Genomic DNA, 23,907 nt, shown 5'->3' with positions numbered 1-23,907 from the left:
TGGCCCGATGACCAGGAGGAACACACCATGAGCAGTACCCTGCCGACCACCGCCGACCAGCCGCTGCTGCGGCGCGCGGACCTCGGCGGCCTCTCCTTGCCCAACCGTGTGGTGATGGCCCCGCTCACCCGGGGCCGCGCGGCCAACGCCGCGCTCGTCCCGACGGAGTTGCACGCCGCCTACTACGGCCAGCGGGCCACCGCAGGACTGATCATCACCGAGGGGACCTGGGTCAGCGAACGGGCGGTCGGCTTCGTCCACGTCCCCGGCATCTACCGCGAGGACCAGATCGCCGGGTGGCGGCGGGTCACCGATGTCGTGCACGCCCTCGGCGGCCGTATCGTGCTGCAGCTCTGGCACACCGGCGCCGCCTCGCACCCCGACCACCTGGGAGGCGAGCTGCCCGGCGGGCCGTCGGCGGTCAACCCCCGTACGAGGGCCTTCACCGCCGGCGGGTTCAAGGAGACCGTCACTCCCCGGGAGATGACCACCGCCGACATCGCGGCCACGGTCACCGACTTCCGTACCGCCGCGGAGAACGCCCGGCGGGCGGGGTTCGACGGGGTCGAGATCGGTGCCCTCGGAGCCTTTCTGATCGCGCAGTTCCTCAACCCGCGGCTGAACCGCCGTACCGACGCCTACGGCGGCGACCGTACGGGCCGGCGGCGTCTGCTGCTGGACATCGTCGACGCGGTCGCCGTGCCATGGCACGGCCGGTGCGTCGGCCTCCGCCTGGCGCCCTACTGGACCGAGGGGGAGCATTTCCGGGCCGATGAGGAGATGCTCGCCGACTACGACGCGCTGGTGACGGAGCTCAACGACCGTCCGGTCGCCTACCTGCATCTGCGGGGCCGGGACCGCACCGCGGCGGACGGAACTCCCGACCTCGCGGCGCTCGCACGCTACCGGCGGCGGTTCGACGGCCCCCTGATCGCGAACAACGGCTTCGACCGTGAGTCGGGGAACGCCGTCCTCGACGCCGGGATCGCCGACGCCGTGTCCTTCGGCACGCACTTCATCGCCAACCCCGACCTCGTCACCCGGTTCGCCCTGCGGCAGGAGCCGGCCGTCGGCGACCCGGCCACGTACTACACGGGCGGGGCGGAGGGCTATGTCGACTACCCGGTGAGCGGGATGGGTGTTCCCCTGCTCGAACGGCGATGACTGCTGGGAGTTAGGGCGTGTCGTTCGGATCAGGGCGGATCAGGGAGCCCTGATCCGAACGACACGCCCTAACGCTCGCTTGACGGACCCGCCGCATACCGGGTCGCTCCACACGTCCATCGGCACGTAGCCGATGCGGCGCCCGTCCGCCCCCAGGAGCCGCCCCATCCGCTTCAGCGCCCGCAGTGCGACGGAGCGACGAGTGATCACCAGCTCCTGGACCCGGCGCAGCATCCGCACCTCCAGTTGCTGAATGTCGGCCGCAGACCGCAGCCACGCCGTCACCGCAAGGTTCGCCGGACCGGCGAGCGCCGCCACCGAGCGGACCCCTGGCAGTACCACCAGCTCCCGCGCGGCGGACTCCAGGCGGTTCGCCGGGCACTGCGCGGTGTAGAGCACCTGGACCGGCCACCCCGCGCTGTGCGCCGCAACCTCGCATCGGAAGGCGAGCGTTCCCTCCCGCATCATCCGGTGGACCTTGCGGCGGACCGTTGCGGCGCTGACTTTCGTACGCTCCGCCAGCTGCGTCCAGGAGCAGCGGCCGTCCGGACCGAGCACCGACAGGATCCGAAGCTCTTCCGGACCAGGTGACACCGTTCCGCCATGAGGCGCGGGGCTGATCGCGGTGAGCTGCCGCACCTGTTCCGCGTTGAGCGCGTCCAGCCGCCACTGCCGACCGTCCGCGTACTCCCGGGTGACCGGGTGTACCGCGATGCGCTCCACACCGGGCAGCCGGTGCAACCGATCGGTGACGTACCGCGAGAGCACCCCCAAGTTGCCCGCGCTCACCATCAGTTGCAGGTCACCACCGTTGTGCGTGAGGTCGACCGACACCACGTGCGGGTCGTGGACGAGGGCCTGCGCCACCGCGTCCACAGCTCCACCCGCGCAGTCGACCTCCACCCGGGCGCGGCACAGTCCGTCGTGCCAGGCGGGGTAGTACGCCATCAGCCACGCGCTGCCCTGCTCTTCCAGGCGGGCCCAGTGGTGAGCCACCGTCGTGTGGTCGACGCCCAGGACCTCGCCGAGTGTGTTCCAGGGCGCGCGCGGCGCCAGCTGCAGGGCGTGCACGATCGAGAGGTCCAGCTCGGTCAGATCCACGGACTTGTGCATGCGGGCCATTGTGCGTGACGTGATCGGGCGAATCGAGGGGTGCGCACGCCCTCAAGGGCATCATCGGGCGACGTCCTGGGCACCCGCGCAGCCGGCGGGTGCCCCCGCACCGCGCCCGTACGCCCACGGACGCGGCCTCGCCCCGGAGGCACCCCTTGCACACCCCTCCACAGCCCCGGACCACCGATACCTTCACCACGCGGATCTTCACGGCTGACCGGATGCACACCCTCGCAACCGGCACCGCCCTGCCCGCTTTCGCCACCGTCGGAGAGTGGATCGCCGCCGCCGGCACCGTCGAAGAGCTGCGCGCCCGCTTCCCCGAGGCACCCGTGCACGACTTCGGCGACCGCACCGTCGTCCCCGGTTTCAATGACGCGCATCAGCACCCGACGTCGATGGCGGAGGCGATGCTGCACGTGGATCTCTCCCCGGAACGGGTGTGCACCCACGAGCAGTTGGAGGCCGCGTTGCGCGGCCGCGCCGCCGAGCTGCCCTCCGGAGCATGGCTGATCGGTGCCCGGTACGACCATGGCAAGACCACCGGCGGCACGGTGATCAAGCGCCGGGACCTGGACCGTATCTGTTCCGACCGCCCCGTGATGGTGACGCACATAGCCTCGCACTGGGCCGTGTTCAACTCCGCCGCGCTGAGTGCCGCGGGCCTCGACGACGACAGCGAGCCCCCGGCCGGCGGCGCCTACGGCCGCGACGCCGAGGGCAGGCTCGACGGCGTCCTGTACGAACAGGCCATGATGCATCTGCGGAGCTCCCCCGCCCCCGGCCGCGACCCCGTCGTCCCGGTCAGCCCACTCGCCGACCGGATCGAGGCCCTGGGCCGCTACCAGCGGATGATGCACTCGGCAGGCATCACCTCGGTCGGGGACGCAGCCGTCGCCGGCGATGGACTGGAGCTCCTGCAGGCCGCCGACGCAGCCGGCGCGCTCACCCTGCGGGTCAATGCCCTTCTGCTCTACACCGCGGTCCCTGGCATGGAGTCGATCGGGCTGCGCACCGGCCTCGGCGGCACCCGGCTGCGCATCGGCGGAGTCAAGGCCCTGGTCGACGGCGCCGTGGCGGGTGGCACCTGCCTGCTGGAGGAGCCGTACGAGGGAACCTGCGAACACGGCATCCAGGCGATGTCCGAGGCCGAGCTGCACGATGTCGTCCGGCGTGTGCACGGTGCCGGGGGGACGGTCTGCGTACATGCCAACGGCGACCGTGCGATCCGCCTGGTCCTCGACGCCGTCGAGGCAGCGCAGGCGGCCGATCCGCGCCCCGGCACCCGGCACCGGATCGAGCACTGCAGCCTCGTCGACGACACGATCCTGCGCCGGATCGCCGCGCTCGGGATGGTCACGGTGCCGTTCGGGAGCTATGTCGCCTTCCACGGCGACAAGCTCACAGGCTGGTACGGCGCCAAGCGGCTGGAGCGGATGTTCGCACACCGCGACCTGCTGGACGCGGGCATTCCCACCGCGGGGTCGTCCGACTACCCCTGCGGGCCGTACGAGCCGCTCCTCGGGCTGCAGAGCTGCGTCACGCGGCAGACCGCGGACGGCACCGTGCTGGGCGGCAACCAGCGGATCACGGCGGGAGAGGCGCTCGCGCTGTACACCACGGGCGCCGCCTACGCGGCCGGCGAGGAGGCCGTGAAGGGACGTCTGGTGCCCGGCATGCTCGCCGACTTCACCGTCCTCGACGAGGACCCGCTGACGGCCGACCCGCAGCGGCTGGCCGCCATCGGCGTGAGCGAGACGTGGGTTGGCGCCCGGCAGGTGTGGCAGGCCTGACCGGGCCCGCAGCTGCCCGCCCCCGCTGCCCGGCCGGCAGCCGCCGTCCCCCTGCCCTCAGCCCGCCCCGTCCCGTCGCCATCGTCATCCGCACCGCCGCACGTTCCGCCTCCGCCGGCCGCGAGGCGCCCCACCCGACCACGACCCGTACGAGGACACCATGACCGGAAAGATCGCAGGCCCCCTGATCGGACTCGGCCTCCCCGCCACCGCTCTCCTGGTCGCGATGCCGCTGCTCGCCGACACCCCGGTGAGAGTCTTCGGCATACCCCTCCTGTTCTTCTGGATCTTCCTCTGGATCCCGCTCACCAGCCTGTGCCTGGGCACCTCCTGGTTCCTCTTCGACCGGCATCGGCCGGATCCGGATCACGACACCCCGCCGGCCCCGTCGCCAGACCTCGCCGCTACCGCCGGCACCGCCACATCCGCCGTGGGAAGGGACCACTGATGGCCATCGCCGTCTTCTGCATCATCGTGGCCGCCTCACTGGTGATAGCCGTGGCCGCCCGCCGCGGCTCCGGTAAGGGCGACGTCTCGCATTTCCTCGTCGGCGGTCGCTCCTTCAACGGCCTGCTGCTCTTCTTCCTCTCCGTCGGCGAGGTCTACAGCATCGCCACGCTGCTCGGGTTCCCGGCGGGCATCTACTCCCAGGGAGCCGGTTACGGCGTCTGGTTCATCGGCTACATCCTGTTGGCGTACCCCATCGGCTACTACGTCGGCCCGCTGATGTGGCGGGCGGCCAAGCGGTACGACGCCATGACCGTCCCCGACGTCATGCGGGCCCGGTTCGGCAGCCGGGCCCTGGAGATCACGGTCGCCCTCGCCACCGTCACCTTCCTGCTGACGTACGCCCAGTTCCAGTTCGCCGGGCTGCACGCGGCGCTGGCCGCGCTGGGATTCCACCTCACGCCGGAGATCACCGTGGTGATCACCGTCGCCATCTCCCTGGTGTACGTGACGCTGACCGGCATCAAGGCGCCCGCCATGGTGTCGGTGCTCAAGGACATCGCGCTGATCGTGGCCGTGGGGCTCGTCGGGCTGTTCGCCGTCTCCGGCCTGCGCGACTCCGGTGCCGGGCCCGGTGCCCTGTTCGACGCCGCCCGCGAGGCCGGCTCGCCCGCGACGCTCACAGGTGAGCCGCTGGTGCACGCTCTGACCACCATGGTGGTGCAGGCCCTGGGCTTCTACCTGGGCACGATGGGGCTGGCGTTCGTCGTCGCGGGACGCTCCGAGCGAACCGTCCGCCGCACCATCGTCGTCCAGCCGCTCTACATGCTGATGTACCCGCTGCTGGTCTTCGCGTCCTACTACAGCCTCGCGCATCTGAAGCTGGCCGATCCCAACCATGCCTTCCCCGCCGCCGCCCAGGCCACCGGAGCCGACTGGCTGGTCGGGCTCTCCGCGGGCGCCGCCGCCCTCACCGGACTGCTCACCGTCTCCGTGCTGGCGCTCGGCTTCGGCGGCGTTCTGTCCCGGAACCTGCTGCCCGCCGCCGACCCCGCCCGGCAGCGGCGCTGGGTCTCCGCCAGCACGGCCGGCTACCTGGTCGTCTCCGCCGTGCTCGCGGTCACGGTGCAGGGGCTCATGCTCGACGTCCTCGCCTTCGCCTACGTCATCGGCTCGCAGGTGGTCCCTGCCTGGCTGGTGACGCTCTTCTCCCGGCGCATCACCGCCCCTGCGGTCCTCACGGGCCTCGTCGTGGGGCTCGGGGTGGGCGTGGCACTGCAGGCGTCCGGACACCCGGTGGTGCACGGAGTCAACGGCGGTCTGATCGCCCTCACCGTCAACCTCGCCATCACCTTCGCCAGTGGGCTGTTCCTCGCCAGACGTACCCCCGCCCCCGCGGTCGAGCCCGCCCTGACCTGACGGCGGCGTGCCCGGCCCTGTCCCGCGGGGCTACCGCGGCCTGGCAAACGCATTCCCCGGCCAGATCAGCGCGCGAGTGGGGAAGCGCCCCGTCAGCCGGCACGGGCCGCCGGACACACGAAGGTGCCCGGCGGCCCGTGCGGGCCCCGGTCAGGTCATGGCCGCCGCCGGCGCACGGCCGGCCCGGATCACTTGGCGGGTTCCGTGGGTGTACCGCGCCAACGGGTCAGGACGAAGTGCGCGATGACGCCGAAGAGCAGCCCCCAGAAGGCGGATCCGATGCCGAAGAGGGTGACACCAGAGGCGGTGGCGAGGAAGGTGATCAGGGCCGCCTCGCGGTCCTTCTCCTCCTTGACCGCCCCGGTCAGCCCGCCGGCCAGCGCACCGAGCAGGGCGACTCCGGCGACCGCCGCCACCAGTTCCTTGGGCAGGCCCGCGAAGAGCACCACCAGCGTGGAGCCGAAGGCCCCGATGAGGAGATAGAACGCCCCGCAGGAGACTCCGGCCACATAGCGCCGCTTCGGGTCGCGGTGCGACTCGGGGCCGGTGCAGATGGCGGCGGTGATCGCCGCGAGGTTGATGGCATGGGAGCCGAACGGTGCCAGCGCCGTGGAGACCAGGCCCGTGGAACCGATCAGCAGGCGGTCCTTGGGCTGGTAGCCGGATGCGGTGAGCACAGCCATACCTGGTGCGTTCTGTGAGGCGAGCGTCGCCAGGATCATCGGCACCGCGATGCCGATGAGGGAGGCGAGCGAGAACTCCGGGGTCGTCAGCACCGGCTTGGCCAGCTCGATCCGGTCCAGATGGATGTCCAGCCGGGAGCTGACGGCACTGGCCGCGACACCCGCAGCCAGGGCGACCAATACGGCGTACCGGGGCAGCCACCGCTTCGCCAGGAGGTAGGCGACCAGCACGGAACCGGCAATGAGAGGTGCGGTCTTGAGTGAGGTGAACACCCCGGTGCCGAAGGAGAAGAGGATGCCGGCGAGCATCGCGGAGACCACGGCGGTGGGCACCTGCCGCATCAGCCATCCGAACACTCCGGTCAGACCGACCAGGGTGATCACCAAACCGGTGACGATGAACGCGCCGATGGCCTCCGCGTAGGAGTACGCCCCCAGGCTGGTGACCAGCAGGGCCGCGCCCGGTGTCGACCATGCGGTGATCACCGGCATCTTGGTGCGCAGGCTCAGCGCGATACAGGTGAGCCCGCTGCCGATGGAGATGGCCCATACCCAGGAGCTGGTCTGTGCGGTGTTCAGATGCCCGGCGGACGCCGCCGCGAGCACGATGACGAGCGGGCCCGAGTAGGACACGACGACGGCGACGAAGCCCGCCAGTACCGCGGACAGCGAGGCGTCACGGAACAGGCCGGGCCGGGTCCCCGGCGCCGGAGCCGGGGACCCCTCCGCCGCGTCCGCCGGCCCCGGTGGGGCGGAACCCCGCGGTGCGGCGTCGGGGTGGGGGGTGGGTGTCTTGGAACTCAACGGTCTTCCTTCACGGCCTTTTCCAGGGCCTGTTCGAGGTCGGCGACAAGGTCTGCGGGGCTCTCCAGACCTATGGACAGCCGCAGCATGTCCTTCGGCGAGGTACTACCCGGCCCTTCGAAGGTGTAGCGGTGTTCAACCAGACTCTCCACCCCGCCCAACGAGGTGGCACGGATGAAGAGTTCGCAGTGGTTCGCGGTCCGCAGGGACTGCTGCCACTCGCCGTCGACGTGCAGGGAGAGCATGCCGCTGAAGCCCCCCGTCATCTGCCGGGCGGCGACGGCGTGTCCCGGGTCGGTGGCGAGTCCCGGATAGGCCACCCGCCGGATCCGGGGGTGCTCGGCGAAGTGCTCGGCCACGGCCATCGCGGTCTCCGAGATCTGGCGCATCCGGGGGTAGAGCGTCCGTATGCCCCGCATCAGGAGGTAGGTCTCCATCGGGCCGAGTATCGGGCCGGTCAGCCGGCGGTGCAGCTGCAGACGCTCCCAGATCGTGTCCCGGGCCTCGCTGCTGCCCTGCGCCTTGACGAGCAGTCCGGCCACCACATCGGTGTGGCCGTTGAGGTACTTGGTGCCCGAATGCATGATCAGGTCAGCGCCGAGTGCGAACGGCCGGGAGTGCACCGGCGTGGGGACGGTGTTGTCGACGCCGAACAGGGCACCGGCCCGGTGTGCGATCTCGGCGCAGGCGGCGATGTCGGTCACCGTCCAGGTGGGGTTCGCCGGGGACTCCGCCCACACCAGCGCGGTCGGGGCGGCGGTCACGGCGGCCGCCACCGCGTCCAGGTCGTTCATGGGTGCCTGGACGACCTCCAGGCCGCGCTGCGGGCCGAATTCCAGCAGCCATTTGGTGAGCCCGAAGTACATGGTCTGCGGGACCACGACCCGCGCACCGGCCGGCAGCACCTGGAAGACGGCGGTGGCGGCGGCCATGCCGGACGAGAAGACCAGCGCGTCCGAGCCACCCTCCAGGCCCGCCACCACCTTCTCGACCTGCTCGTACCCCGGTGTCCCCTGGTCGCGCAGATACGCCAGTCCGGCCGGCGCCCGGTACTCGCTGTCGCGCGCGAAGGTCGCCCCCAGACCGATCGGGGGCGGCACGGCTCCGGTGGTCGGGCAGCGCCAGCCGTCGCCCTGCGCGGCGCGCGTCTCGGGCCGGTACTCCTGCGTCCAGGGGGTGAAGGTCTCGCTGTTGTTCATCGCTTCCTCGTCATCAGTTCCGGCAGAGCGGTGCTCAGGGCAAGTTCGGCGTCCAGCAGCGCACGGGAGGGCGCGCCGGGTGAGGGCACATAGTGGTTGTAGTAGCTGGACCCCTCGGTGTGCGGCCCGAGGAAGAACAGACGTGGCTGCGGGGTGCCCGTACGGTCGATCCCCTGGCCCTGCCGGGTCACGTCCAGCCCGTGCACCGTCCCTCCGCGGTGCGCGAGGGTACGGACGCGGCCCGCGGCGACGAGCGTGCCGAGCAGTGTCCCGGGTGCCCGGTCCGCGCCGGGCTCGGTCACATGCGCCTGCACCACATGGTCGACCTCCATCCGCAACGGCTCGGCCAGGCAGGTGGATTCCAGTCGCCAGGGTCCCTGTCCGACCGGTGCGACGATCTTCGGCTGCGGGCCGGGGCCGAGCCGGACGATCCCCGCGTCGATCAGCGAGAGCAGCTCGGCCGACCGGTCCAGCTGCGGGCCGATCACCAGCCGGTTCACCGTCGAGGCGAACTCCCCGAAGAAGGCGGCCAGCGACGCGTCGTCGACTCCCGGCGGGTCGATGACCGCGCGCAGGACATCACGGTGGTCCCGCAGGACCTCCAGGGCCTCCTTGAGCGGGCTCACCCCGAGGCCTTCGCGGGCCTCGGCCAGGTCGGTGGCGACCTCCGCGGTGAACCAGTCGCGGTAGGCGGAGTACTCCGTCCACTGCCGGTCCGCGAGGCCGGCGGACAGGATCCCGGGCACCGGGCCGGTGCCGAACCGGGCGCGCAGCTCATCGAGCAGGGGCTCATGACCGGTCCGGGCACAGCGCCTGGCCATCTCCAGCCCCGCGTCCGTGATGTCACCCATCTCCCGGCCCAACAGCACGCGGTAGTAGGCGAGTTCCATCTCGGCCTCGACGAGCGGCAGCACCTCGGCGGCGAAGTCGATCCGCCGGTCCGCCCGCCGGGTACGGATCTCGTCGAGGCGCTCCGTGGTCAGCGCCAGCGGGACGAAGCGCATCCGTCCCGGGTGGAGGCGCGGGCGGCTGCGCGAGGGCATCCCGGAGCGGTTGGTCAGCACGATCAACGGCTCCTGCCCGCTGGGCAGATAGCTCATCCCGTGCTCGCCCGTCGTGTGCGCGCCGCCGCGGCCGAGGGTCAGCGTGGCGATGACGTCCATGGCCGTCAGCCCCATGCCGAGGACGGCCACCCGTTCGCCCGGTCCGATGCTGTCGAGCGCCTCGGGCAACGGATAGGGGCGGGTGACGAGTCGGGGGTCGGGAGCGGGTGCCGCGGGCCGGTAGAGCGAGTGGTGCCCGACGGTGACGAAGACGGCCTCGGCGTCGATCCGGGTGCCGTCGGCGAGGACGACCGTTTCGGTGTCCGGCGTTGCGGGGTGGATGTCAACGGCCGTCGTACGGTGCCGCACCAGTGTGAGGTTCTCGGGCGCCGCGTCGATGATCTCCCCCGCCGCCCAGGTGAGGTACTCACTCAGCAGCCTGCGGGGCAGGAAGTCGTTCGGCTGGATCTCCCGTCCGGCACCCGGGCGCACGGTGTAGCCGTCGTCGGCCAGCCGCAGATCCCGGCGCCGGCACCATTCGTGCAGCGAGGGACCGGATATCGGTACGGGGCCGTCCACCATGTGCCGGTCGGCGAAGGCCGAGAGCTGTGCGCAGACGGTGTTGAGCAGCAGATGGTCGGGCTGCGCGGGCAGATGGAATCCGGCGCCGAAGGGCTGCGGGTCGATGAGGTGGACGGTGAGCGGGGCCGGCCGCGCCAGACAGTGCGCGACCAGCCGCTCGAAGACGCCCAGCCCCCGCGATCCGGCGCCCACGATCGCGACGGAGACGGGTCTGTGAGTCACCACCGGCGCGTCTCCCCGAAGAAGTTGGGCACCTCGATGGTGCTGCCGTCCTTGCGCGCCTCGCCGAGGACGAACGCCCCTACTGCGAGGTCCAGTACGCCCAGCCCGAACGGCGAGAAGATCACCGGACGGTCCGGGGAGGGCGTCACCTCCCCGTTCAGTACTCCGGCGAGGGTTCCGGTCACGAACTCGCGGGAGCCGGACAGCTGCTCGGCCAGGTGGGGTGACGTCTGGGCCTTCAGACAGTGCTCGACGTCGTCGAGGATGTTGTCCGCCCCGAGGACCACCTCGGGGGCCAGGTCACGCAGGGAGATGTTGAGAACCAGCTGACCGGGCTTGAACGGAGTGCTGACGTAGGGCTCCAGAGCCGTCGTGGCGAAGACGACGGTGTCGGCCCGCAGCGCCTCGTCGAGGTCGGCGGTGAAGGTGGCCGGACGGTTCTGTGTGCTGCGCACATGCTCGGCCAGGGCCTGTCCGGAGGCCTCGTCGAGATCGTGGACGAGGTAGGTGTCCGGGGCGCAGCCCGCGACGTTCAGGTAGTCGCAGATATTGCGGGCGATGACGCCGCCGCCCACAACGGCGATACGGGTCCCCGCGAAGCCGTCCGGGCGCAGCGCGGTCGCCGCGACGGCCGCGGAGGCGGCGGTGCGTGCCGCGCTGATGTTGGCGGCTTCGAGGCAGGCGATCGGGTACCCGGTCTCGTAGTCGTTCAGGAGCAGGACCGCCGAGGCGCGCGGGGCCCCGCGGCGCGTGTTGCCCGGGAAGCTCGCGATCCACTTGATGCCGGCGAGCTGGACATCGGCGCCCAGGAAGGCCGGCAGCGCGATGATCCGGGAATCCGGCTTCTCCGGGAAGCGGAGAAAGTAGCTGTCCGGGTTGACGGAGTCTCCGGATTCATGCGCCCGATAGGCACTGCTGACAATGCCGAGCACGTCTCCACGCTTTTCGTGAAGAACTTGACGAACCGTTTCTCCGGCCACTATCTCAAAATTGAACATCAGGCGTTCCCCCCACTCAGGCCGGTGCCTGAGATATTTTGTTGCCGACGGCCTCGGGCCAGCGTTGCGCCACCCATGCGTCGTTGTAGATGGTCTCCAGGTAGCGGTCCCCGAAGTCGGGTGAAATCGCCACCACGACACTTCCGTCCGGGATTCCCTTCGCGGCGTCCTGTACGGCGCACAGCACCGTGCCGGACGAGCCCCCCAGCAGCAGCCCGCGTTCTTCGGCCAGCGTCCGGCACATCTCGACGGCGGCCGACTCGGAAATGAGCACGACCTCGTCGATATTCCCGGTGTCCAGAATTTCCGGCCGTCTGCTCGTCCCCAGGCCGGGAATGTGGCGGCGGGCCGCGGGCCCGCCGAAGGTCACGGAGCCCTCGGCGTCCACCGCGATGATCCGGGTGGCGGGGCTGTGGCGGCGCAGGTACTCCGCGCAGCCCATCAGGGTGCCGGTCGTTCCGGCCCCGATGAAGGCGTAGTCGATGTGGCCGATCTCCTCGAGGAGCGCACGGCCCGTGCGGTCCCGATGGGCCTGCGGCCCGGCCGGGTTGGCGTACTGGTTGAGCCAGAACAGGTCGGGCTCGTGGCGCAGCCGCTCGTCGATGTAGTCGATGCGCGACTGCAGATAGCCGCCGTGGGCGTCCCTGGTATCGATGACCACCACTTCGGCGCCGAGAACCTCCATCAGGCGCCTCGACTGGACGGTGGCGTTGGGATCCGTGACACAGGTCAGCCGGTAGCCCTTGGCCGCGCACACCATCGCCAGGGCGACGCCGAGATTTCCCGACGTCGACTCGATCAGCCGGGTCCGCGGAAAGCAGCGCCCGGAATCCTCGGCCGCGGCGACCAGTGCGACAGCCGTTTTGAGTTTTACCGAACCGGCAGGATTGAGGCCTTCCAGTTTGAGGAAGACTGAACTGCCGGGAACTAATTGGTCAAGCCGGATGAAGAGATCATCCAGCACGAGATCATAAACTTCTTCCGCTATCACCAGAATCCAAACCGTTGAAAATGGGCAGCGCAAAGCAATTGCGCTCGCCGAAGCGAGGAGCCCACGGGCTTGTTGGTCGGCGCACGGGTCAGGTGCGCGCTACGCAGAAGGGACTCTTCCCCCGTCCCCCGATGTCACAAATCCCCCATTCGCGATGCGACAGAACAATCCTGCCACTACGCAAGGCCGATGACAACGATTATATGGACGCCAAAACCGTTGAATCGTGAAATGTGGCCGGATCCCGGCCATGGGCACCGCTCCTGACCTGCCGTTACTCCTGGTGAGGTCAGCGGGTGAGGAACTTCCGCAGGACCCGGACATGCGGTGGGCCCGGGGTCATGCCCCCGGGCCCACCGCGCACTGTCCGACGGGTACTAGAGGAGGCCGAGCAGGCCGAGGTTGAGCAGGCCATTCCTGCCCAGACCGGAGCCGTCACGCCCATTGCCGTCGCGGTATCCGTCGCGGTATCCGTCGCGGCCGTAGTCGTCGCGCCCGTAGCCGTCGCGCTCGTAACCGCCGTCGCGGCCATAGCCGTAGCCGTCGCGGCGGTCGCGGCCGAAGCCGTCATAGCCGTCGTGGCCACGGTGCCCGACGCGGCCCTGGTGGCGGTTGTTCTGCTGCTTGCCGTGGTGGCCCTTGACACAGCTGTGCGAGGCGCACTTGGTGTCCTGGGAGCTGCTGGGAGGCGCGGTCGCGGCGGTGGCGGCGCCTGCCGTCGGCACCACGAGGGCAGCCGCGGTCAGGCCGGCCACTGCAAGGCCGCGCGGGATCGAACGGAGCATGTTTCCACCTTCACTCGACTCTGCAGAAAATGAATATTTCCTGCAAAGGCGACGATAAGCGGGCATTTGTCCACCGACTTGCGACCCGCCGCAGAGTCACTGGAACGCAGCACGCACGGCAACGACCCACACCGCTGTCCGGCTGTTCACTCCGGAATGCCGCCGCTTTCCGCGTCCGTCGGCCCGTTCGTCGACCCGTCCGTCGGCCCTTCCACCGGCAGGCTCTCCAACAGGTTTCCCAGGGCGCCCGCGACGAGTGCGCAGACCGTGTCGGGGTCGGCGCTCGCCAGCGGCTCCTTGGCGACGACCACTCGCATCAAGCCAATTCCCAGCAGCCAGGACAGTGCCAGATCGGCGCGCAGGCTGCCGGTCTCGGACGCGGAGAGCGTGGCGAGGACCTCCGCGTACTCCTCCCCCAGCCCGCGCAGCGCCTCCGCTATCTCGTCGCTGCCGCCGATGGAGCGCAGACACACCTCCAGCGAGCGGTCGGCGCCCTCCCCGCCGCCGGCCAGCATGCCGCGCAGCGCGACCTCGAACAGCCGCTCGGCGGGAGTGGTCCGCAGCTGCTCGTGGCCGCCACGCGCCATCACCTCTCCGAACAGGGCTTTCTTCGAGCCGAAGTAGCGGAACAGCAGGGCCTGGTTGACCCCGGCCCGGGACGCGATGTCGCGTACCGTCGCCCGTTCGTAGCCGCGCTCGGCGAACAGCTCCGATGCGGCGTCGAGCAACCGCAGTCGGGTGCCCTGCGCGTCCCGCCGGGAGGCGTTCGCCGTGCCCTGCTGCGGGGTCTTTGCCATCGCCACGCTCCTCTCCGTTGGCCCGTCACGATGACGGCCACAATGCGTCGTTGACCGCCTCCGGGGGGCGGCTTACCGTGATGTAAGCAGGTGCTTACACAAGGGAGGTCGCCTTGACCGCAGCCGACACAGCACCCCTCTCCTACCCCTTCAATGTCCCCGAGAGCCTTGAGCTTTCCGAAGAGTACGAACAGGCCCGCAACCGTCCCGGGCTGCTGAAGGTCCGCATGGCGTACGGCGAGCCGGCCTGGCTCGTGACCCGGTATACCGAGGCCCGGTTCGTCCTCGGAGATCAGCGCTTCAGCCGCGCCGAGAGCGCGCGGCACGACGAGCCCCGGCCGTCCGAAGGACGCCGGGACAGCGGCATCCTGGGGATGGACCCACCCGATCACACCCGGCTGCGGACGCTGGTGGCCAAGGCCTTCACCGTCCGTCAGGTCGAGAAGCTCCGGCCGCAGGTCAAGCAGCTGGCGCATGAGCTGCTCGACGAGCTGGTGGCGGCCGGGCCGCCCGCCGACCTGGTGGACCGTTACGCCCTGCCCATCCCCGTCGCCGTGATCTGCCGGATGCTCGGGGTGCCGGCCGAGGACCGGCCGCGGTTCCGGGTGTGGAGCGATGCCGCCTTGTCGACAAGTTCCCTCACCACGGCGGAATTCGACGCCAATATGGAAGAACTCCGCGCCTATATGCGGCAGTTGATCGAGGAACACCGGCGCGCCCCGCGGGACGATCTGATGACGGCGCTGATCGACGCCCGGGACGTCGGCGACCGGCTGTCCGAGCTCGAGCTGGTGGACCTGTGCGTCGGGATTCTGGTCGCCGGGCACGAGACCACCGCCACCCAGATCCCCAACTTCGTGCTCGCACTGCTGGACCACCCGGGCCAGCTCGCCCTGCTGCGCAAGCAGCCGGAGCTGATCGGCGGTGCGGTGGAGGAGTTGCTGCGTTTTGTTCCGCTGGGCAGTGGCGCGAGCCAGCCCCGTTATGCGACCGAGGACGTCGAGGTCGGCGGGACGCTGGTGCGGGCCGGGACCCCGGTCCTGGTGGCGGTGGGCGCCGCCAACCGGGATGCGCTGCGCTTCGACACACCCGGCGCGCTGGACATCTCCCGGACCGGGAATCAGCACCTCGGATTCGGCCACGGCGTCCATCACTGTCTCGGTGCGCCCCTGGCCCGCCTGGAACTCCAAGAGGCGATCGGCGCCCTGATCACCCGCTTCCCGGAACTGCGGCTGGCCGGTGACGTGGTGTGGAAGAGCGAGATGCTGGTGCGCGGACCGCGGGTCATGCCGGTGGGGTGGTGAGCGGATGACCTGGGAGGTGGAGATCGACCCGCGGCAGTGCATCGCCTCGGGGTCCTGCGCCGCCATCGCACCGGACCTCTTCGTCGTGGACGGCGCGCATGCCCGCCCGCTGAAGGACCGGATCGAGGAGGACGAACGCGCCCTGGACGCCGCCGATGTCTGCCCGGCCATGGCCATCACTGTCCGGGACGGTGCGAAGGTCCTCGGACCCCGGCCGTAGGGCACCGCGGAGGTGACGGGGCGTGGCGGCCGCCACGCCCCGTTTGCGACATCGTCCCTGGTCAGGCGGTAACTCCCCGTCTCCGTACGGCAGTTGGCCGTCCGCGTCGACCCTTCGTGCGCAGCCACCCCGATTGCTCACCCTCAGTGTCGGAGCACAAGATCACTTCATGTAGGCTTACTGACTGGTAACGACCTATTTTTCGACCAGAGGGGGATCTCATGCGTCGACGTATTTCCGTACTCGCCGTGACGGCGGCCGTGGCCGGAGGCGTGCTGTTTGCGGCGCTGCCCGCGCAGGCCGCCACCACGGCCGCCGGCCGGCAGAGCGTGGCGGCCGGGGGCGGCATCAGCGTCAACATCGACGAGCTGCGCCAGCAGTCCGCCGACCTGAAGGCCAAGGCCGCGCGTCTGGACCACGAAGGCGAGCACGAGGCCGCCAAGCGCGCCCGTGCGCAGGCCAATGCGCTGGACAAGAGGATCAAGGCGTACCTCGACGCCGAAGAGAACATGTCCTGACCCGCGTCAGCGTCCCACCGTCGCCCGCCCCGGAACCATCGGGGCGGGCGACGGTGCTGTGTACGGACGGCCCGCGGGCAACTGCCCGCGGCCCCGCCGAAGACCCCCCGACAGCACGGGAAACGGCAGGTCGGGCCCCCTCTCGTTCCCCCGTGAAACCGGGGTGCGACGATAGGCCTGTCATGGATGCGGGGCAGGTTCTCAGGGGGCTGCGTGCCGCGGTGTTCGCGGCGGTCTGTGTGCTGCTCGCTGCGCTGGGCCACGTGGTGATGTCGGATGCCGTGATTCCCGGCTGGGTGCTGCTCGCTGCCGGTGCCGGGACCGCGGCCGCTGCCTGGTGCTGTGCGGGCCGTGAACGGGGCCCGCTGCTGGTGGGGTTGCTGACCGTCGGTACCCAGGCCGCCCTGCACACCGTCTTCTCGCTCGGCCAGGCGGTCGCCGGTTCCGGTGGCGGCGGACGGTCGCTCGCGCGCCAGTGGGCGGAGAGCTGGCTGTGCGGCGCTCAGGGGATGCAGTCCGCCGGCCGTGACCACGCCGAGCTGACGCGGCTGATGCATCAGCAGATGGCGGCCATGCCCTCGACGGGGCACGGGTCCTCCATGCAGGGCATGGACCACATGGGAGACATGGCCGCCCCCATGCACCAGATGCCGGGGATGCACGGCAGCGCGACCGGCATGCTCGCGGCCCACCTGCTGGTCGCACTGCTCAGCGCCGGATGGCTGTGGGGCGGCGAGCGGGCCGCCTTCCGGCTCGTACGGAGCGTGTCGGTCTGGCTGTTCGCGCCGTTGGTGCTGGTCCTGCGGATCGCGCTGCCCGAGGCGCGGCCCGCCGTACGCACCGCCCGGCAGGAGCCGCGGCACGCGGTGCGGCAGGCGTTGCTGGCGTATACGAGGTCGTTGCGGGGTCCGCCGCAGGAGCCGGCTGTCGTCTGACAGCGCGGTCGAATTCCCGAGCCGGTGGACGGACGGGCGCCATTGGCATGCGCCCGGGGTCCCGGCTCCGACTTCACCGGTCCCCGCCGGAGCGCGGTGACCGGATCATGCGAAGGACTCCAGATGATGATTCCTGTCCGGATGCCGGTGGCACCGCTGCCCGCGTCCGATTCCGACGCATCGGCCGAGGGGGGCGGGCGCCCACGGGCCGCCGCGTCAACCGGCTCGTTTGCCACCGGTGTCCGCCGTGCCGGGAGAGACCGGGCCCGGCATGACGGAGGCCGACCGCAGCCGGGCGAGCAGCGCATCGGCGGCCGCCCGGTCGTCTTCGCGGTGCGCGGTGGTGCGGTCGAGGCCGGCCGTCAGGGCGAGTGCCTGCGCGTTCCACCGCCGGCAGTCCTGACAGCCGGCGAGATGGCCGTCGAGCCGGCGGGCGGTGAGTCCGGGGGGCAGTTCCTCGCCGTCGAGGCGGGCGGAGAGAGCCGTACGGATGCGCGAGCAGAGCATGTGTCCATCCTCCCCGAAGCCGGGCTGTGCGGCGAGGGGCGGTCGCGGGATGCGGGATGACGAGGCGGTGACGGGCTGGGCGCTGGCCGCCCGTACCGGTGACGAGCGGTCCGTCGAGCAGTTCGTGCGGGCCACTCAGCTCGATGTGCGGCGCTATGTGACGCATCTGAGCGGTGATCCGCAGGCGGCCGACGATCTGGTGCAGGACACCTATGTCCGGGCGCTGCGCAGTCTGCCGCGGTTCGAGGGCCGGTCCTCGGCGCGGACCTGGCTGCTGACGATCGCCCGGCGGGTCGTGGCGGACCGTATCCGGTCCCATGCGGCCCGGCCCCGGCTGGCCGCGACGGACGACTGGCAGACGGCCGCGGAACGGGTGCAGCCGCGTGGGGTGCCCGGCTTCGACGAGGGTGTCGCGCTGGCCGAACTGCTGGCGGCGCTGGTGCCGGAGCGGCGGGAGGCGTTTGTGCTCACCCAGCTGCTGGGGCTGCCGTACGCGGCGGCGGCCGGGGTGATGGGCTGTCCCATCGGGACCGTGCGGTCCCGGGTGGCGCGCGCCCGGGAGACGCTGGTCGCGCTGCTGACGGACGCGGAGCGGCCCGAGCCGGCCGAGGGGCCGCGGGTCTACGCGGATGCCGTGGCCTGACGGGCCGCTCGCGCACCGGCGGCGGGGCTCATGGGCGGGTAAGGGCCCGGTCCATGAGCCCCGTCGCGGCTCCGGTTCCCGCTCCCGCTCCGGCTCCGGCTGATTCCTCACTCGTCGCCGGGGCGTACCGCCCGGGCCCGTACGGTCTGCGGTGGGCTGTGGCGGAAGTGCAGGGTGAAGGTGAGCCGGTCGCCGGGCGCGAGCCGGGGCGGCGGGCTGACCATGACGTCCAGGGTGCTCGGCATCATCGTCAGTGCGGCGCCGGCCGGGACGGTGACGGTGCGGACCATCGCCATGCTCCGGGCGTTGTTCCCGATGTCGACGCTGCGGCTGAGCATCGCGCGATGGCCGGCCGGACCGGTGACACCCGTCAGGACGTCGTCCGCGCCGCCGGTGTTGCGGATGGTGAAGAACGCGGCGGTGGCATCGGATCCGCCGGCGATCAGCACCCGCCCCTCGGGGACGCTCAGCGCCGCGGGGGTCCCCGCGTTGCCGGTGACGGTCCAGAGGGCGAGGGCGTTGAGGGTCACCAGACAGGTGAGCAGCGGTACGGCGACGGCCGAGAGGGGCAGCCGTTTCATCGGGTCTCCCAACGTGCTTGCGCCCGGGGGCTGTGGGGGCGGCGGGCGGACGTGCCGGCGCCGCCCGGCCGCCAGGCGCGCAGCCGGAGGCTGTTGCCCACGACGAGCAGCGAGCTGGCGGACATGGCGGCGGCCGCCACCATCGGACTGAGCAGGCCGACGGCGGCGAGCGGCACGGTGACGAGGTTGTAGCCGAAGGCCCAGACGAGGTTGCCGCGGATGGTTCCCAGGGTGCGGCGGGCCAGGTGCACGGCGTCGGCAATGGCCTGGAGGTCCTCGCGTACGAGGGTCACATCGGCCGCGCCGATCGCGGCGTCGGTGCCGCTGCCCATGGCGATCCCGAGGTCGGCGAGCGCGAGGGCGGCCGCGTCATTGACCCCGTCGCCGACGACGGCGACCCGGCCGCCCTGTTCCTTGAGCGTGGTGACGAGGGCGGCCTTGTCCTCGGGGCTGGCCTCGGCATGGATCTCGGTGATGGTGAGATGGCCGGCCACCGCGCGGGCGGTGGCGGCGCGGTCGCCGGTGGCCAGCACCGGCCGCAGTCTCAGGCGGCGCAGGTGGTCGACGGCGCGATAGCTGTCGGGACGGAGCGCGTCGCCGACCGCGAGGACGGCCTCCGGGGTGCCGTCGACGGTGACCAGGACGGCGGTGTGGCCGGCCGCCTCCGCGGTGTGCACCGCGTCCGGCAGCGGGGCCGGCAGACCGGTGAGGTCGCCGGGCCGGGTGACCTCCACCCGGCGCCCGTCCGCGGTGCCGCGTACGCCGTACCCCGGCGTGGCGCTGAAGTCCGCGACGGGCGGCAGCGGTTGACCCGGCTGCCGTTCCTCGGCGTGGGCGGTGACCGCACGCGCCAGCGGATGCTCGGAGCCCTGCTCGACGGTGGCGGCCAGCCGCAGCGCCGCCGAGGCGTCGAGACCGCCGGTGCGCGGGGTCAGGGCCGTGACGCTCATCCGGCCGGTGGTGAGGGTGCCGGTCTTGTCGAGGACGACGGTGTCGATACGGCGCAGTCGCTCCAGCGCCTCCGGCCCCCGGACCAGGATGCCCAGCTGGGCGCCCCGGCCGGTGGCGGCCAGCAGGGCGGTCGGGGTGGCCAGCCCCAGCGCACAGGGACAGGCGACGACGAGGACGGCCACCGCGGCGGTGATCGCGGCCTGCGGCTCGGCCCCGGCGCCGAGCCAGAAGCCCAGCACGCTGACGGAGACGGTCATTACGGCGGGCACGAAGACGGCCGCCACCGCGTCGGCGAGCCGCTGGACCTTGGTCTTGCCGGTCTGGGCGTCCTCGACGAGCCGGGTGATCCGGGCGAGTTGGGTGTCGGCGCCCACCGCGTCGGCCCGTACCTCCAGCAGACCACCGGAGTTGACCGCGCCGCCGACGACCGCCGTGCCCGGACTTGCCTCCACCGGGCGGCTCTCGCCGCTGATCAGGGACAGGTCCAGGGCGGAACTGCCCTCGACCACGGTGCCGTCGGTGGCGACCCGTTCGCCGGGCCGGACCAGGAAGTGGTCGCCGACCCGCAGCCGGCTCACCGGGATGCGCCGCTCGCCCTCCGGCGTCCGTACGGCGACGTCCTTGGCGGCGAGTTCGGCCAGGGCGCGGAGTGCGGCGCCGGTGCCGCGCCGGGCCCTGGCCTCCATCCGCCGTCCGGCCAGCACGAACAGCGGTACGCCGACGGCGGCTTCGAGGTAGAGGTGGGCCGCCCCGTCCCCGGCGGTGGGCAGCAGGCTGAACGGCATCGTCATACCCGGCGCCCCAGCCCCGCCGAAGAACAGCGCATAGGCGGACCAGAGGAACGAGGCGGCGACGCCCAGGGAGACCAGGGTGTCCATGGTGGCCGCGCCGTGCCGCAGACCGCGCAGCGCACGGGCGTGGAAGGGGGCGGCGCCCCAGACGGCGACGGGTGCGGCGAGCACGAAGCACAGCCACTGCCAGTCACGGAACTGCCAGCCGGGCACCATCGACAGGACCAGGACGGGGAGCGAGAGCAGGGCGGTCACCAGCAGCCGGTGCCGCTCGGCGCGGGCACCGTCGTCCTGGGAGCCCTGGGAGCCCTGGGAATCCTGGGAGCCCTGGGCGTCCGGGGCGTCCGGGCGGTCGGTGGGCGACAGCCGGTCCTCCGGGTCCGCCTCCGGGGCGGGTTCGGGGAGCTGTGCGGTGAAGCCGGCCGCCTCGACGGTGGTGATGAGGTCGGTGACGGAGACCGTCGCGGGGTGGCTGACCGTGGCCCGGCCGGTGGCGAGATTCACCGTGGCGGCGACGCCGTCCAGCCGGCCGAGCTTCTTCTCGACCCGGCCCACACAGGCGGCGCAGGTCATCCCGCCGACCGTGAGGGTGGTGCTGCGGGCCGGTGCGGGAGCGAGGTCCGGCGACGGGGTACCGGGCCGGGGTTCCGGCGTCATCGCGGCGCTCCCAGCGGCACCGGGCGGGGGGCCGGGGCGCCCATGCCGTGCATCCCGCCCATGTCCCCGTCATCGGCGGGCGTGGACTCTCCCGTACGGACCCCGTCGGCCGGGCGCAGCCCCGGGGCCACCGGCCCGGCGGCGGTCCCGGCCGCGTACGACAGCATGCCGAGCACCACCAGCAGCGCGAGGAAACCGATGACCGACCGTGCGGGCAGCAGCCGTGTGACGGCCTGGCGAAGAGGGGGCCGACTGCGGTCGGCCGAAGAGCTGGACATCGCGTCATCGTGGCAGCTGACGGCGGCGTCGAGCGGGCGATCGGGGTCTTGTGAGCACGTGAGGTTTGTCCCGTTCCGCCGCCGGAACTCACCGGGCGCCGGGTCCGACTAACTGGGTTTGGGCGGTGTCCCCCGCGCCGCCGCGTTTCTCCCGCGTCCGGCCGAAATCACCTTCCCCGACGGGAACTCGGCACGCCCGCTGCCCGACCTCTCCAACGCCGCGCCAACCGGGCGCCGCACCCCTGCCGTTGAGGAGGCCGTCGTGTCACCGTCGTCCGAACCCGTCGCACTGTACGGGCCGGAGTACAAGCGCAACCCCTATCCCCTGTACGCCGAGCTGCGGGAGCGCGGCCCGGTCCACCGGGTGCGCTTCCCCAGCGGGGTGTGCGCCTGGCTCGTCACCGGCTACGACGCCGCGCACCAGGCGCTCACCGACCCCCGGCTGGGCAAGCACCACTCGCGGGGCAACGCGGCCTGGCGGGCCCGCGCCTCGATCATGCCCGAGCCCCAGCACTCCCAGCTCCAGGTGCATCTGCTCCACCAGGACCCGCCGCGGCACACCGCGCTGCGCCGGCTGATCACCGATGCCTTCGCACCGCAGCGCGTCGAGTCGCTGCGCCCCCGCTTCCAGGGAATGGCCGATGCCCTGCTCGACGGGCTCCCGGACAGCGGCGGCACCGACCTGGTCGAGGTCTTCGCCGCCCGCTTCCCCTTCCAGGTGCTGGCCGAAGTCATCGGACTGCCCGAGGAGTTCGCGGACCGCTTCGACCGGGACTGGGGGAAGGTCGTCCAGCCCGTGGGACCCGAGGACCCGGGCCGGCCGGCGTACGAGGCGCGGCTGCGCGGGCTGCAGCAGTACATCGCCGACCTGGTGCGCCACAAACGCGCCGAGTGCGGCGAGGATCTGCTCTCCCGGCTGGTGGCCGCCCGCGACGCGGAACGGCTCGGAAAGGAGGAGCTCGATTCGATGGTCTTCCAACTGCTGGTCGCGGGACAGGAACCGGTCACCAACCAGATCACCACGGCACTGGTCACCCTGCTGCGCCACCCCGCCCGTCTCGCCGAACTGGCCGCCCGGCCGGAGCTGCTGCCCCGCGCCGTCGAGGAACTCCTGCGCCATGACAGCGCCTTCGAGCTGACGACCTGGCGGTTCTTCGCCGAGGACACCGAGCTGCACGGTACCCGGATCCCGGCGGGCGACTCCGTCATCGTCTCGCTGAGCGCGGCCAACCGCGACTCCCGGCGGTTCCCCGATGCGGACGCCCTGCACTTCGACCGCACCCCCAACCCCCATCTCGCCTTCGGCCACGGCATCCACTTCTGCCCCGGCGCCACACTCGCCCGTATCGAACTCCAGATCGCCCTGGGCACCTTGCTGAGACGGCTGCCCGACCTGCGGCTCGCCGTCCCGGAGGACGAGCTGGAATGGACCCCGGCGGTCCTGGCGCGCGGCGTCGGCCGGCTGCCGGTGAGCTACGGCCGCTGCCCGTATGCGGGTTCCGGCGTGAACGGGCCCGATGCCGCGTGCTGACCAGCCCGGCGCCACCGCGTCCGGTGGCGCCCTCCGACGACCTCGCCCGCTGTGCCGAGGTGCTCGGCGCGCTTCTGCCCTACCGGCGCACCCTGGACACCGGCCACGGGGACACCCCCGACTGCTTCCCCGCCCAGCTGGGGCAGCTCGCCGTGCCGGTGACGGCGGGCGAGCCGATCGTCTTCACCCTTCCGGGCTTCCCCTGCAAGTCGCCCAACCCGGCCAAGGTGTTAGGCCACCTCCCCGACGAGGGCGAACGGCTGGCACTGCGCTTCCTGGACGCGCTCTGCGCCCGCATCGCGGCTCACCACCCGCCCGGCGCCCGGGTGGTGATCTGCTCGGACGGACATGTCTTCAGCGACCTCATCCAGGTACCCGACCGTGACATCGACGCGTATGCCGACGCGCTGCGCGCACTGATCCACGACGAGGGCCTGACCCGGCTCGACGTCTTCGATCTGCGGGATGTCTACGGGCAGCGGCTGTCGCACGACGCCAAGCGGTCCCTGGTCCACGAGCGCTACGCCCCCGGCCTGGACACCCTGCGGTCCCTGACCCGCAGCGACGAGCCGACCCGGCGGCTCTACCAGGGCATCACCCGGTTCCTCTTCGAGGACTCCGTCGCCTTCGCGGGGACTCGTTCGGCGCTACAGCGCAGCTGCCGCCGGCGCGCCTACGGGGTGATGCAGCGCAGCCGCGCCTGGGGCGAGCTGATCGCCGCGCACCATCCGGGGGCGTTCCGGCTCTCCATCCATCCGCAGCCGCGGGGCTCGGCCAAGTTCGGCATCCGGCTGCTCGAAGCACCCGATGCCTGGCTGACGCCCTGGCACTCCTGTGTGCTCGAACATGCCGACGGGCGGCGGGAGTTGCTGCACCGGGCGGATGCCGAGCGGCTCGGCCGGCTGGTGTATCGCCAGGGGCGGCCGAGCCACTTCATGGCCGGGTGAGGGG

At 71.6% G+C, this 23,907-nt stretch carries 23 protein-coding genes; 11 read left to right on the top strand and 12 right to left on the bottom strand.

The window, feature by feature from the left end; all coding sequences use genetic code 11:
* Positions 1 to 27: 27 nt before the first annotated feature.
* Positions 28 to 1,164, top strand: coding sequence for an alkene reductase (locus SLV14N_RS36060; RefSeq protein WP_263272621.1), 1,137 nt, complete (start codon positions 28 to 30; stop codon positions 1,162 to 1,164).
* Between the two features lie 39 nt (positions 1,165 to 1,203).
* On the opposite strand, the gene SLV14N_RS36055 is transcribed toward SLV14N_RS36060, so the two are convergent.
* On the bottom strand, positions 1,204 to 2,277 hold the full coding sequence (locus SLV14N_RS36055; RefSeq protein ID WP_263272620.1) for an Lrp/AsnC family transcriptional regulator: 1,074 nt from the start codon (positions 2,275 to 2,277) through the stop codon (positions 1,204 to 1,206).
* A gap of 221 nt (positions 2,278 to 2,498) precedes the next feature.
* On the opposite strand from SLV14N_RS36055, the gene SLV14N_RS36050 reads away from it, so the two are divergent.
* The 3 genes from SLV14N_RS36050 (at position 2,499) to SLV14N_RS36040 (ending at position 5,936) form a co-directional block, all read left to right on the top strand.
* On the top strand, positions 2,499 to 4,070 hold the full coding sequence (locus SLV14N_RS36050; protein ID WP_263272619.1) for an amidohydrolase: 1,572 nt from the start codon (positions 2,499 to 2,501) through the stop codon (positions 4,068 to 4,070).
* 160 nt (positions 4,071 to 4,230) lie between these two features.
* Entirely contained in the window at positions 4,231 to 4,518 is a 288-nt protein-coding gene (locus tag SLV14N_RS36045; RefSeq protein WP_208686891.1) for a DUF3311 domain-containing protein, read from the top strand.
* On the top strand, positions 4,518 to 5,936 hold the full coding sequence (locus SLV14N_RS36040; protein ID WP_263272618.1) for a sodium:solute symporter: 1,419 nt from the start codon (positions 4,518 to 4,520) through the stop codon (positions 5,934 to 5,936). The genes SLV14N_RS36045 and SLV14N_RS36040 overlap by 1 nt, the downstream gene beginning before the upstream one ends.
* Positions 5,937 to 6,124: 188 nt before the next feature.
* Here the strand turns inward: SLV14N_RS36040 and SLV14N_RS36035 are convergent, their stop codons facing one another.
* The 7 genes from SLV14N_RS36035 to SLV14N_RS36005 form a co-directional block, all read right to left on the bottom strand.
* Positions 6,125 to 7,423, bottom strand: a complete 1,299-nt coding sequence (locus tag SLV14N_RS36035; protein ID WP_263272617.1) for a benzoate/H(+) symporter BenE family transporter — start codon at positions 7,421 to 7,423, stop codon at positions 6,125 to 6,127.
* Positions 7,420 to 8,622 carry a PLP-dependent aspartate aminotransferase family protein gene (locus SLV14N_RS36030; RefSeq protein ID WP_208686884.1) on the bottom strand — a complete coding sequence of 401 codons (1,203 nt, stop codon included), beginning with the start codon at positions 8,620 to 8,622 and terminating at the stop codon, positions 7,420 to 7,422. The genes SLV14N_RS36035 and SLV14N_RS36030 overlap by 4 nt, the downstream gene beginning before the upstream one ends.
* Positions 8,619 to 10,469 (bottom strand): FAD/NAD(P)-binding protein, encoded by a 1,851-nt coding sequence (locus SLV14N_RS36025; protein WP_263272616.1) that lies wholly within the window; start codon positions 10,467 to 10,469, stop codon positions 8,619 to 8,621. The genes SLV14N_RS36030 and SLV14N_RS36025 overlap by 4 nt, the downstream gene beginning before the upstream one ends.
* On the bottom strand, positions 10,466 to 11,467 hold the full coding sequence (sbnB, locus tag SLV14N_RS36020) for a 2,3-diaminopropionate biosynthesis protein SbnB (RefSeq protein ID WP_263272615.1): 1,002 nt from the start codon (positions 11,465 to 11,467) through the stop codon (positions 10,466 to 10,468). Before sbnB ends, SLV14N_RS36025 begins: the two co-directional genes overlap by 4 nt.
* A 16-nt stretch (positions 11,468 to 11,483) precedes the next feature.
* Positions 11,484 to 12,431 carry a 2,3-diaminopropionate biosynthesis protein SbnA gene (gene sbnA / locus SLV14N_RS36015; RefSeq protein ID WP_263272614.1) on the bottom strand — a complete coding sequence of 316 codons (948 nt, stop codon included), beginning with the start codon at positions 12,429 to 12,431 and terminating at the stop codon, positions 11,484 to 11,486.
* Between the two features lie 404 nt (positions 12,432 to 12,835).
* A complete protein-coding gene (locus tag SLV14N_RS36010) occupies positions 12,836 to 13,243 on the bottom strand; it encodes a hypothetical protein (protein ID WP_263272613.1) in 408 nt (135 codons plus the stop codon).
* A 146-nt stretch (positions 13,244 to 13,389) separates the two neighbouring features.
* On the bottom strand, positions 13,390 to 14,040 hold the full coding sequence (locus SLV14N_RS36005) for a TetR/AcrR family transcriptional regulator (protein ID WP_208686875.1): 651 nt from the start codon (positions 14,038 to 14,040) through the stop codon (positions 13,390 to 13,392).
* 113 nt (positions 14,041 to 14,153) lie between these two features.
* Between SLV14N_RS36005 and SLV14N_RS36000 the strand changes: the two genes are divergently transcribed.
* The 4 genes from SLV14N_RS36000 (at position 14,154) to SLV14N_RS35985 (ending at position 17,017) form a co-directional block, all read left to right on the top strand.
* The gene (locus tag SLV14N_RS36000) at positions 14,154 to 15,344 is read left to right on the top strand and encodes a cytochrome P450 (RefSeq protein WP_263272612.1); all 1,191 of its coding nucleotides are present in this window, start codon (positions 14,154 to 14,156) and stop codon (positions 15,342 to 15,344) included.
* A gap of 4 nt (positions 15,345 to 15,348) precedes the next feature.
* Positions 15,349 to 15,564 (top strand): ferredoxin, encoded by a 216-nt coding sequence (locus tag SLV14N_RS35995; RefSeq protein ID WP_263272611.1) that lies wholly within the window; start codon positions 15,349 to 15,351, stop codon positions 15,562 to 15,564.
* A gap of 221 nt (positions 15,565 to 15,785) precedes the next feature.
* Complete coding sequence (locus SLV14N_RS35990; RefSeq protein ID WP_208686869.1) at positions 15,786 to 16,082, top strand: hypothetical protein; 297 nt, start codon at positions 15,786 to 15,788, stop codon at positions 16,080 to 16,082.
* Between the two features lie 182 nt (positions 16,083 to 16,264).
* Entirely contained in the window at positions 16,265 to 17,017 is a 753-nt protein-coding gene (locus tag SLV14N_RS35985) for a PE-PGRS family protein (protein WP_263272610.1), read from the top strand.
* A gap of 216 nt (positions 17,018 to 17,233) precedes the next feature.
* Here the strand turns inward: SLV14N_RS35985 and SLV14N_RS35980 are convergent, their stop codons facing one another.
* On the bottom strand, positions 17,234 to 17,524 hold the full coding sequence (locus SLV14N_RS35980; RefSeq protein WP_263272609.1) for a zf-HC2 domain-containing protein: 291 nt from the start codon (positions 17,522 to 17,524) through the stop codon (positions 17,234 to 17,236).
* Positions 17,525 to 17,573: 49 nt separating this feature from the next.
* On the opposite strand from SLV14N_RS35980, the gene SLV14N_RS35975 reads away from it, so the two are divergent.
* On the top strand, positions 17,574 to 18,167 hold the full coding sequence (locus SLV14N_RS35975) for a sigma-70 family RNA polymerase sigma factor (protein WP_208686863.1): 594 nt from the start codon (positions 17,574 to 17,576) through the stop codon (positions 18,165 to 18,167).
* Between the two features lie 107 nt (positions 18,168 to 18,274).
* Here the strand turns inward: SLV14N_RS35975 and SLV14N_RS35970 are convergent, their stop codons facing one another.
* The 3 genes from SLV14N_RS35970 to SLV14N_RS35960 form a co-directional block, all read right to left on the bottom strand.
* Entirely contained in the window at positions 18,275 to 18,748 is a 474-nt protein-coding gene (locus SLV14N_RS35970; protein WP_208686861.1) for a copper chaperone PCu(A)C, read from the bottom strand.
* On the bottom strand, positions 18,745 to 21,063 hold the full coding sequence (locus SLV14N_RS35965; protein WP_263273393.1) for a cation-translocating P-type ATPase: 2,319 nt from the start codon (positions 21,061 to 21,063) through the stop codon (positions 18,745 to 18,747). Before SLV14N_RS35965 ends, SLV14N_RS35970 begins: the two co-directional genes overlap by 4 nt.
* Positions 21,064 to 21,143: 80 nt before the next feature.
* Positions 21,144 to 21,425: a hypothetical protein gene (locus SLV14N_RS35960; protein WP_208686857.1), complete on the bottom strand. Its 282-nt coding sequence runs from the start codon at positions 21,423 to 21,425 to the stop codon at positions 21,144 to 21,146.
* 262 nt (positions 21,426 to 21,687) lie between these two features.
* Between SLV14N_RS35960 and SLV14N_RS35955 the strand changes: the two genes are divergently transcribed.
* Together SLV14N_RS35955 and SLV14N_RS35950 are read left to right on the top strand one after the other, a co-directional pair.
* Complete coding sequence (locus tag SLV14N_RS35955; RefSeq protein WP_208686855.1) at positions 21,688 to 22,956, top strand: cytochrome P450; 1,269 nt, start codon at positions 21,688 to 21,690, stop codon at positions 22,954 to 22,956.
* Positions 22,950 to 23,903 (top strand): isocyanide synthase family protein, encoded by a 954-nt coding sequence (locus tag SLV14N_RS35950; RefSeq protein WP_263272608.1) that lies wholly within the window; start codon positions 22,950 to 22,952, stop codon positions 23,901 to 23,903. Before SLV14N_RS35955 ends, SLV14N_RS35950 begins: the two co-directional genes overlap by 7 nt.
* The last annotated feature ends 4 nt before the right edge of the window (positions 23,904 to 23,907 follow it).

This window comes from Streptomyces sp. Je 1-4 4N24, assembly GCF_026239515.1.
GTDB lineage: Bacteria > Actinomycetota > Actinomycetes > Streptomycetales > Streptomycetaceae > Streptomyces > Streptomyces nigrescens.
This window is presented reverse-complemented; position numbering and strand designations above follow the sequence as displayed.

What these genes read in the sequence shown, in the direction of transcription:
- SLV14N_RS36060 (WP_263272621.1), top strand. Translation starts at nt 28, where the DNA reads ATGAGCAGTACCCTGCCGACCACCGCCGACCAGCCGCTGCTGCGGCGC.
- SLV14N_RS36055 (WP_263272620.1), bottom strand. Translation starts at nt 2,277, where the DNA reads ATGCACAAGTCCGTGGATCTGACCGAGCTGGACCTCTCGATCGTGCAC.
- SLV14N_RS36050 (WP_263272619.1), top strand. Translation starts at nt 2,499, where the DNA reads ATGCACACCCTCGCAACCGGCACCGCCCTGCCCGCTTTCGCCACCGTC.
- SLV14N_RS36045 (WP_208686891.1), top strand. Translation starts at nt 4,231, where the DNA reads ATGACCGGAAAGATCGCAGGCCCCCTGATCGGACTCGGCCTCCCCGCC.
- SLV14N_RS36040 (WP_263272618.1), top strand. Translation starts at nt 4,518, where the DNA reads ATGGCCATCGCCGTCTTCTGCATCATCGTGGCCGCCTCACTGGTGATA.
- SLV14N_RS36030 (WP_208686884.1), bottom strand. Translation starts at nt 8,622, where the DNA reads ATGAACAACAGCGAGACCTTCACCCCCTGGACGCAGGAGTACCGGCCC.
- sbnB (WP_263272615.1), bottom strand. Translation starts at nt 11,467, where the DNA reads ATGTTCAATTTTGAGATAGTGGCCGGAGAAACGGTTCGTCAAGTTCTT.
- SLV14N_RS36010 (WP_263272613.1), bottom strand. Translation starts at nt 13,243, where the DNA reads ATGCTCCGTTCGATCCCGCGCGGCCTTGCAGTGGCCGGCCTGACCGCG.
- SLV14N_RS36005 (WP_208686875.1), bottom strand. Translation starts at nt 14,040, where the DNA reads ATGGCAAAGACCCCGCAGCAGGGCACGGCGAACGCCTCCCGGCGGGAC.
- SLV14N_RS35995 (WP_263272611.1), top strand. Translation starts at nt 15,349, where the DNA reads ATGACCTGGGAGGTGGAGATCGACCCGCGGCAGTGCATCGCCTCGGGG.
- SLV14N_RS35990 (WP_208686869.1), top strand. Translation starts at nt 15,786, where the DNA reads ATGCGTCGACGTATTTCCGTACTCGCCGTGACGGCGGCCGTGGCCGGA.
- SLV14N_RS35985 (WP_263272610.1), top strand. Translation starts at nt 16,265, where the DNA reads ATGGATGCGGGGCAGGTTCTCAGGGGGCTGCGTGCCGCGGTGTTCGCG.
- SLV14N_RS35980 (WP_263272609.1), bottom strand. Translation starts at nt 17,524, where the DNA reads ATGCTCTGCTCGCGCATCCGTACGGCTCTCTCCGCCCGCCTCGACGGC.
- SLV14N_RS35975 (WP_208686863.1), top strand. Translation starts at nt 17,574, where the DNA reads ATGCGGGATGACGAGGCGGTGACGGGCTGGGCGCTGGCCGCCCGTACC.
- SLV14N_RS35970 (WP_208686861.1), bottom strand. Translation starts at nt 18,748, where the DNA reads ATGAAACGGCTGCCCCTCTCGGCCGTCGCCGTACCGCTGCTCACCTGT.
- SLV14N_RS35965 (WP_263273393.1), bottom strand. Translation starts at nt 21,063, where the DNA reads ATGACCTGCGCCGCCTGTGTGGGCCGGGTCGAGAAGAAGCTCGGCCGG.
- SLV14N_RS35960 (WP_208686857.1), bottom strand. Translation starts at nt 21,425, where the DNA reads ATGTCCAGCTCTTCGGCCGACCGCAGTCGGCCCCCTCTTCGCCAGGCC.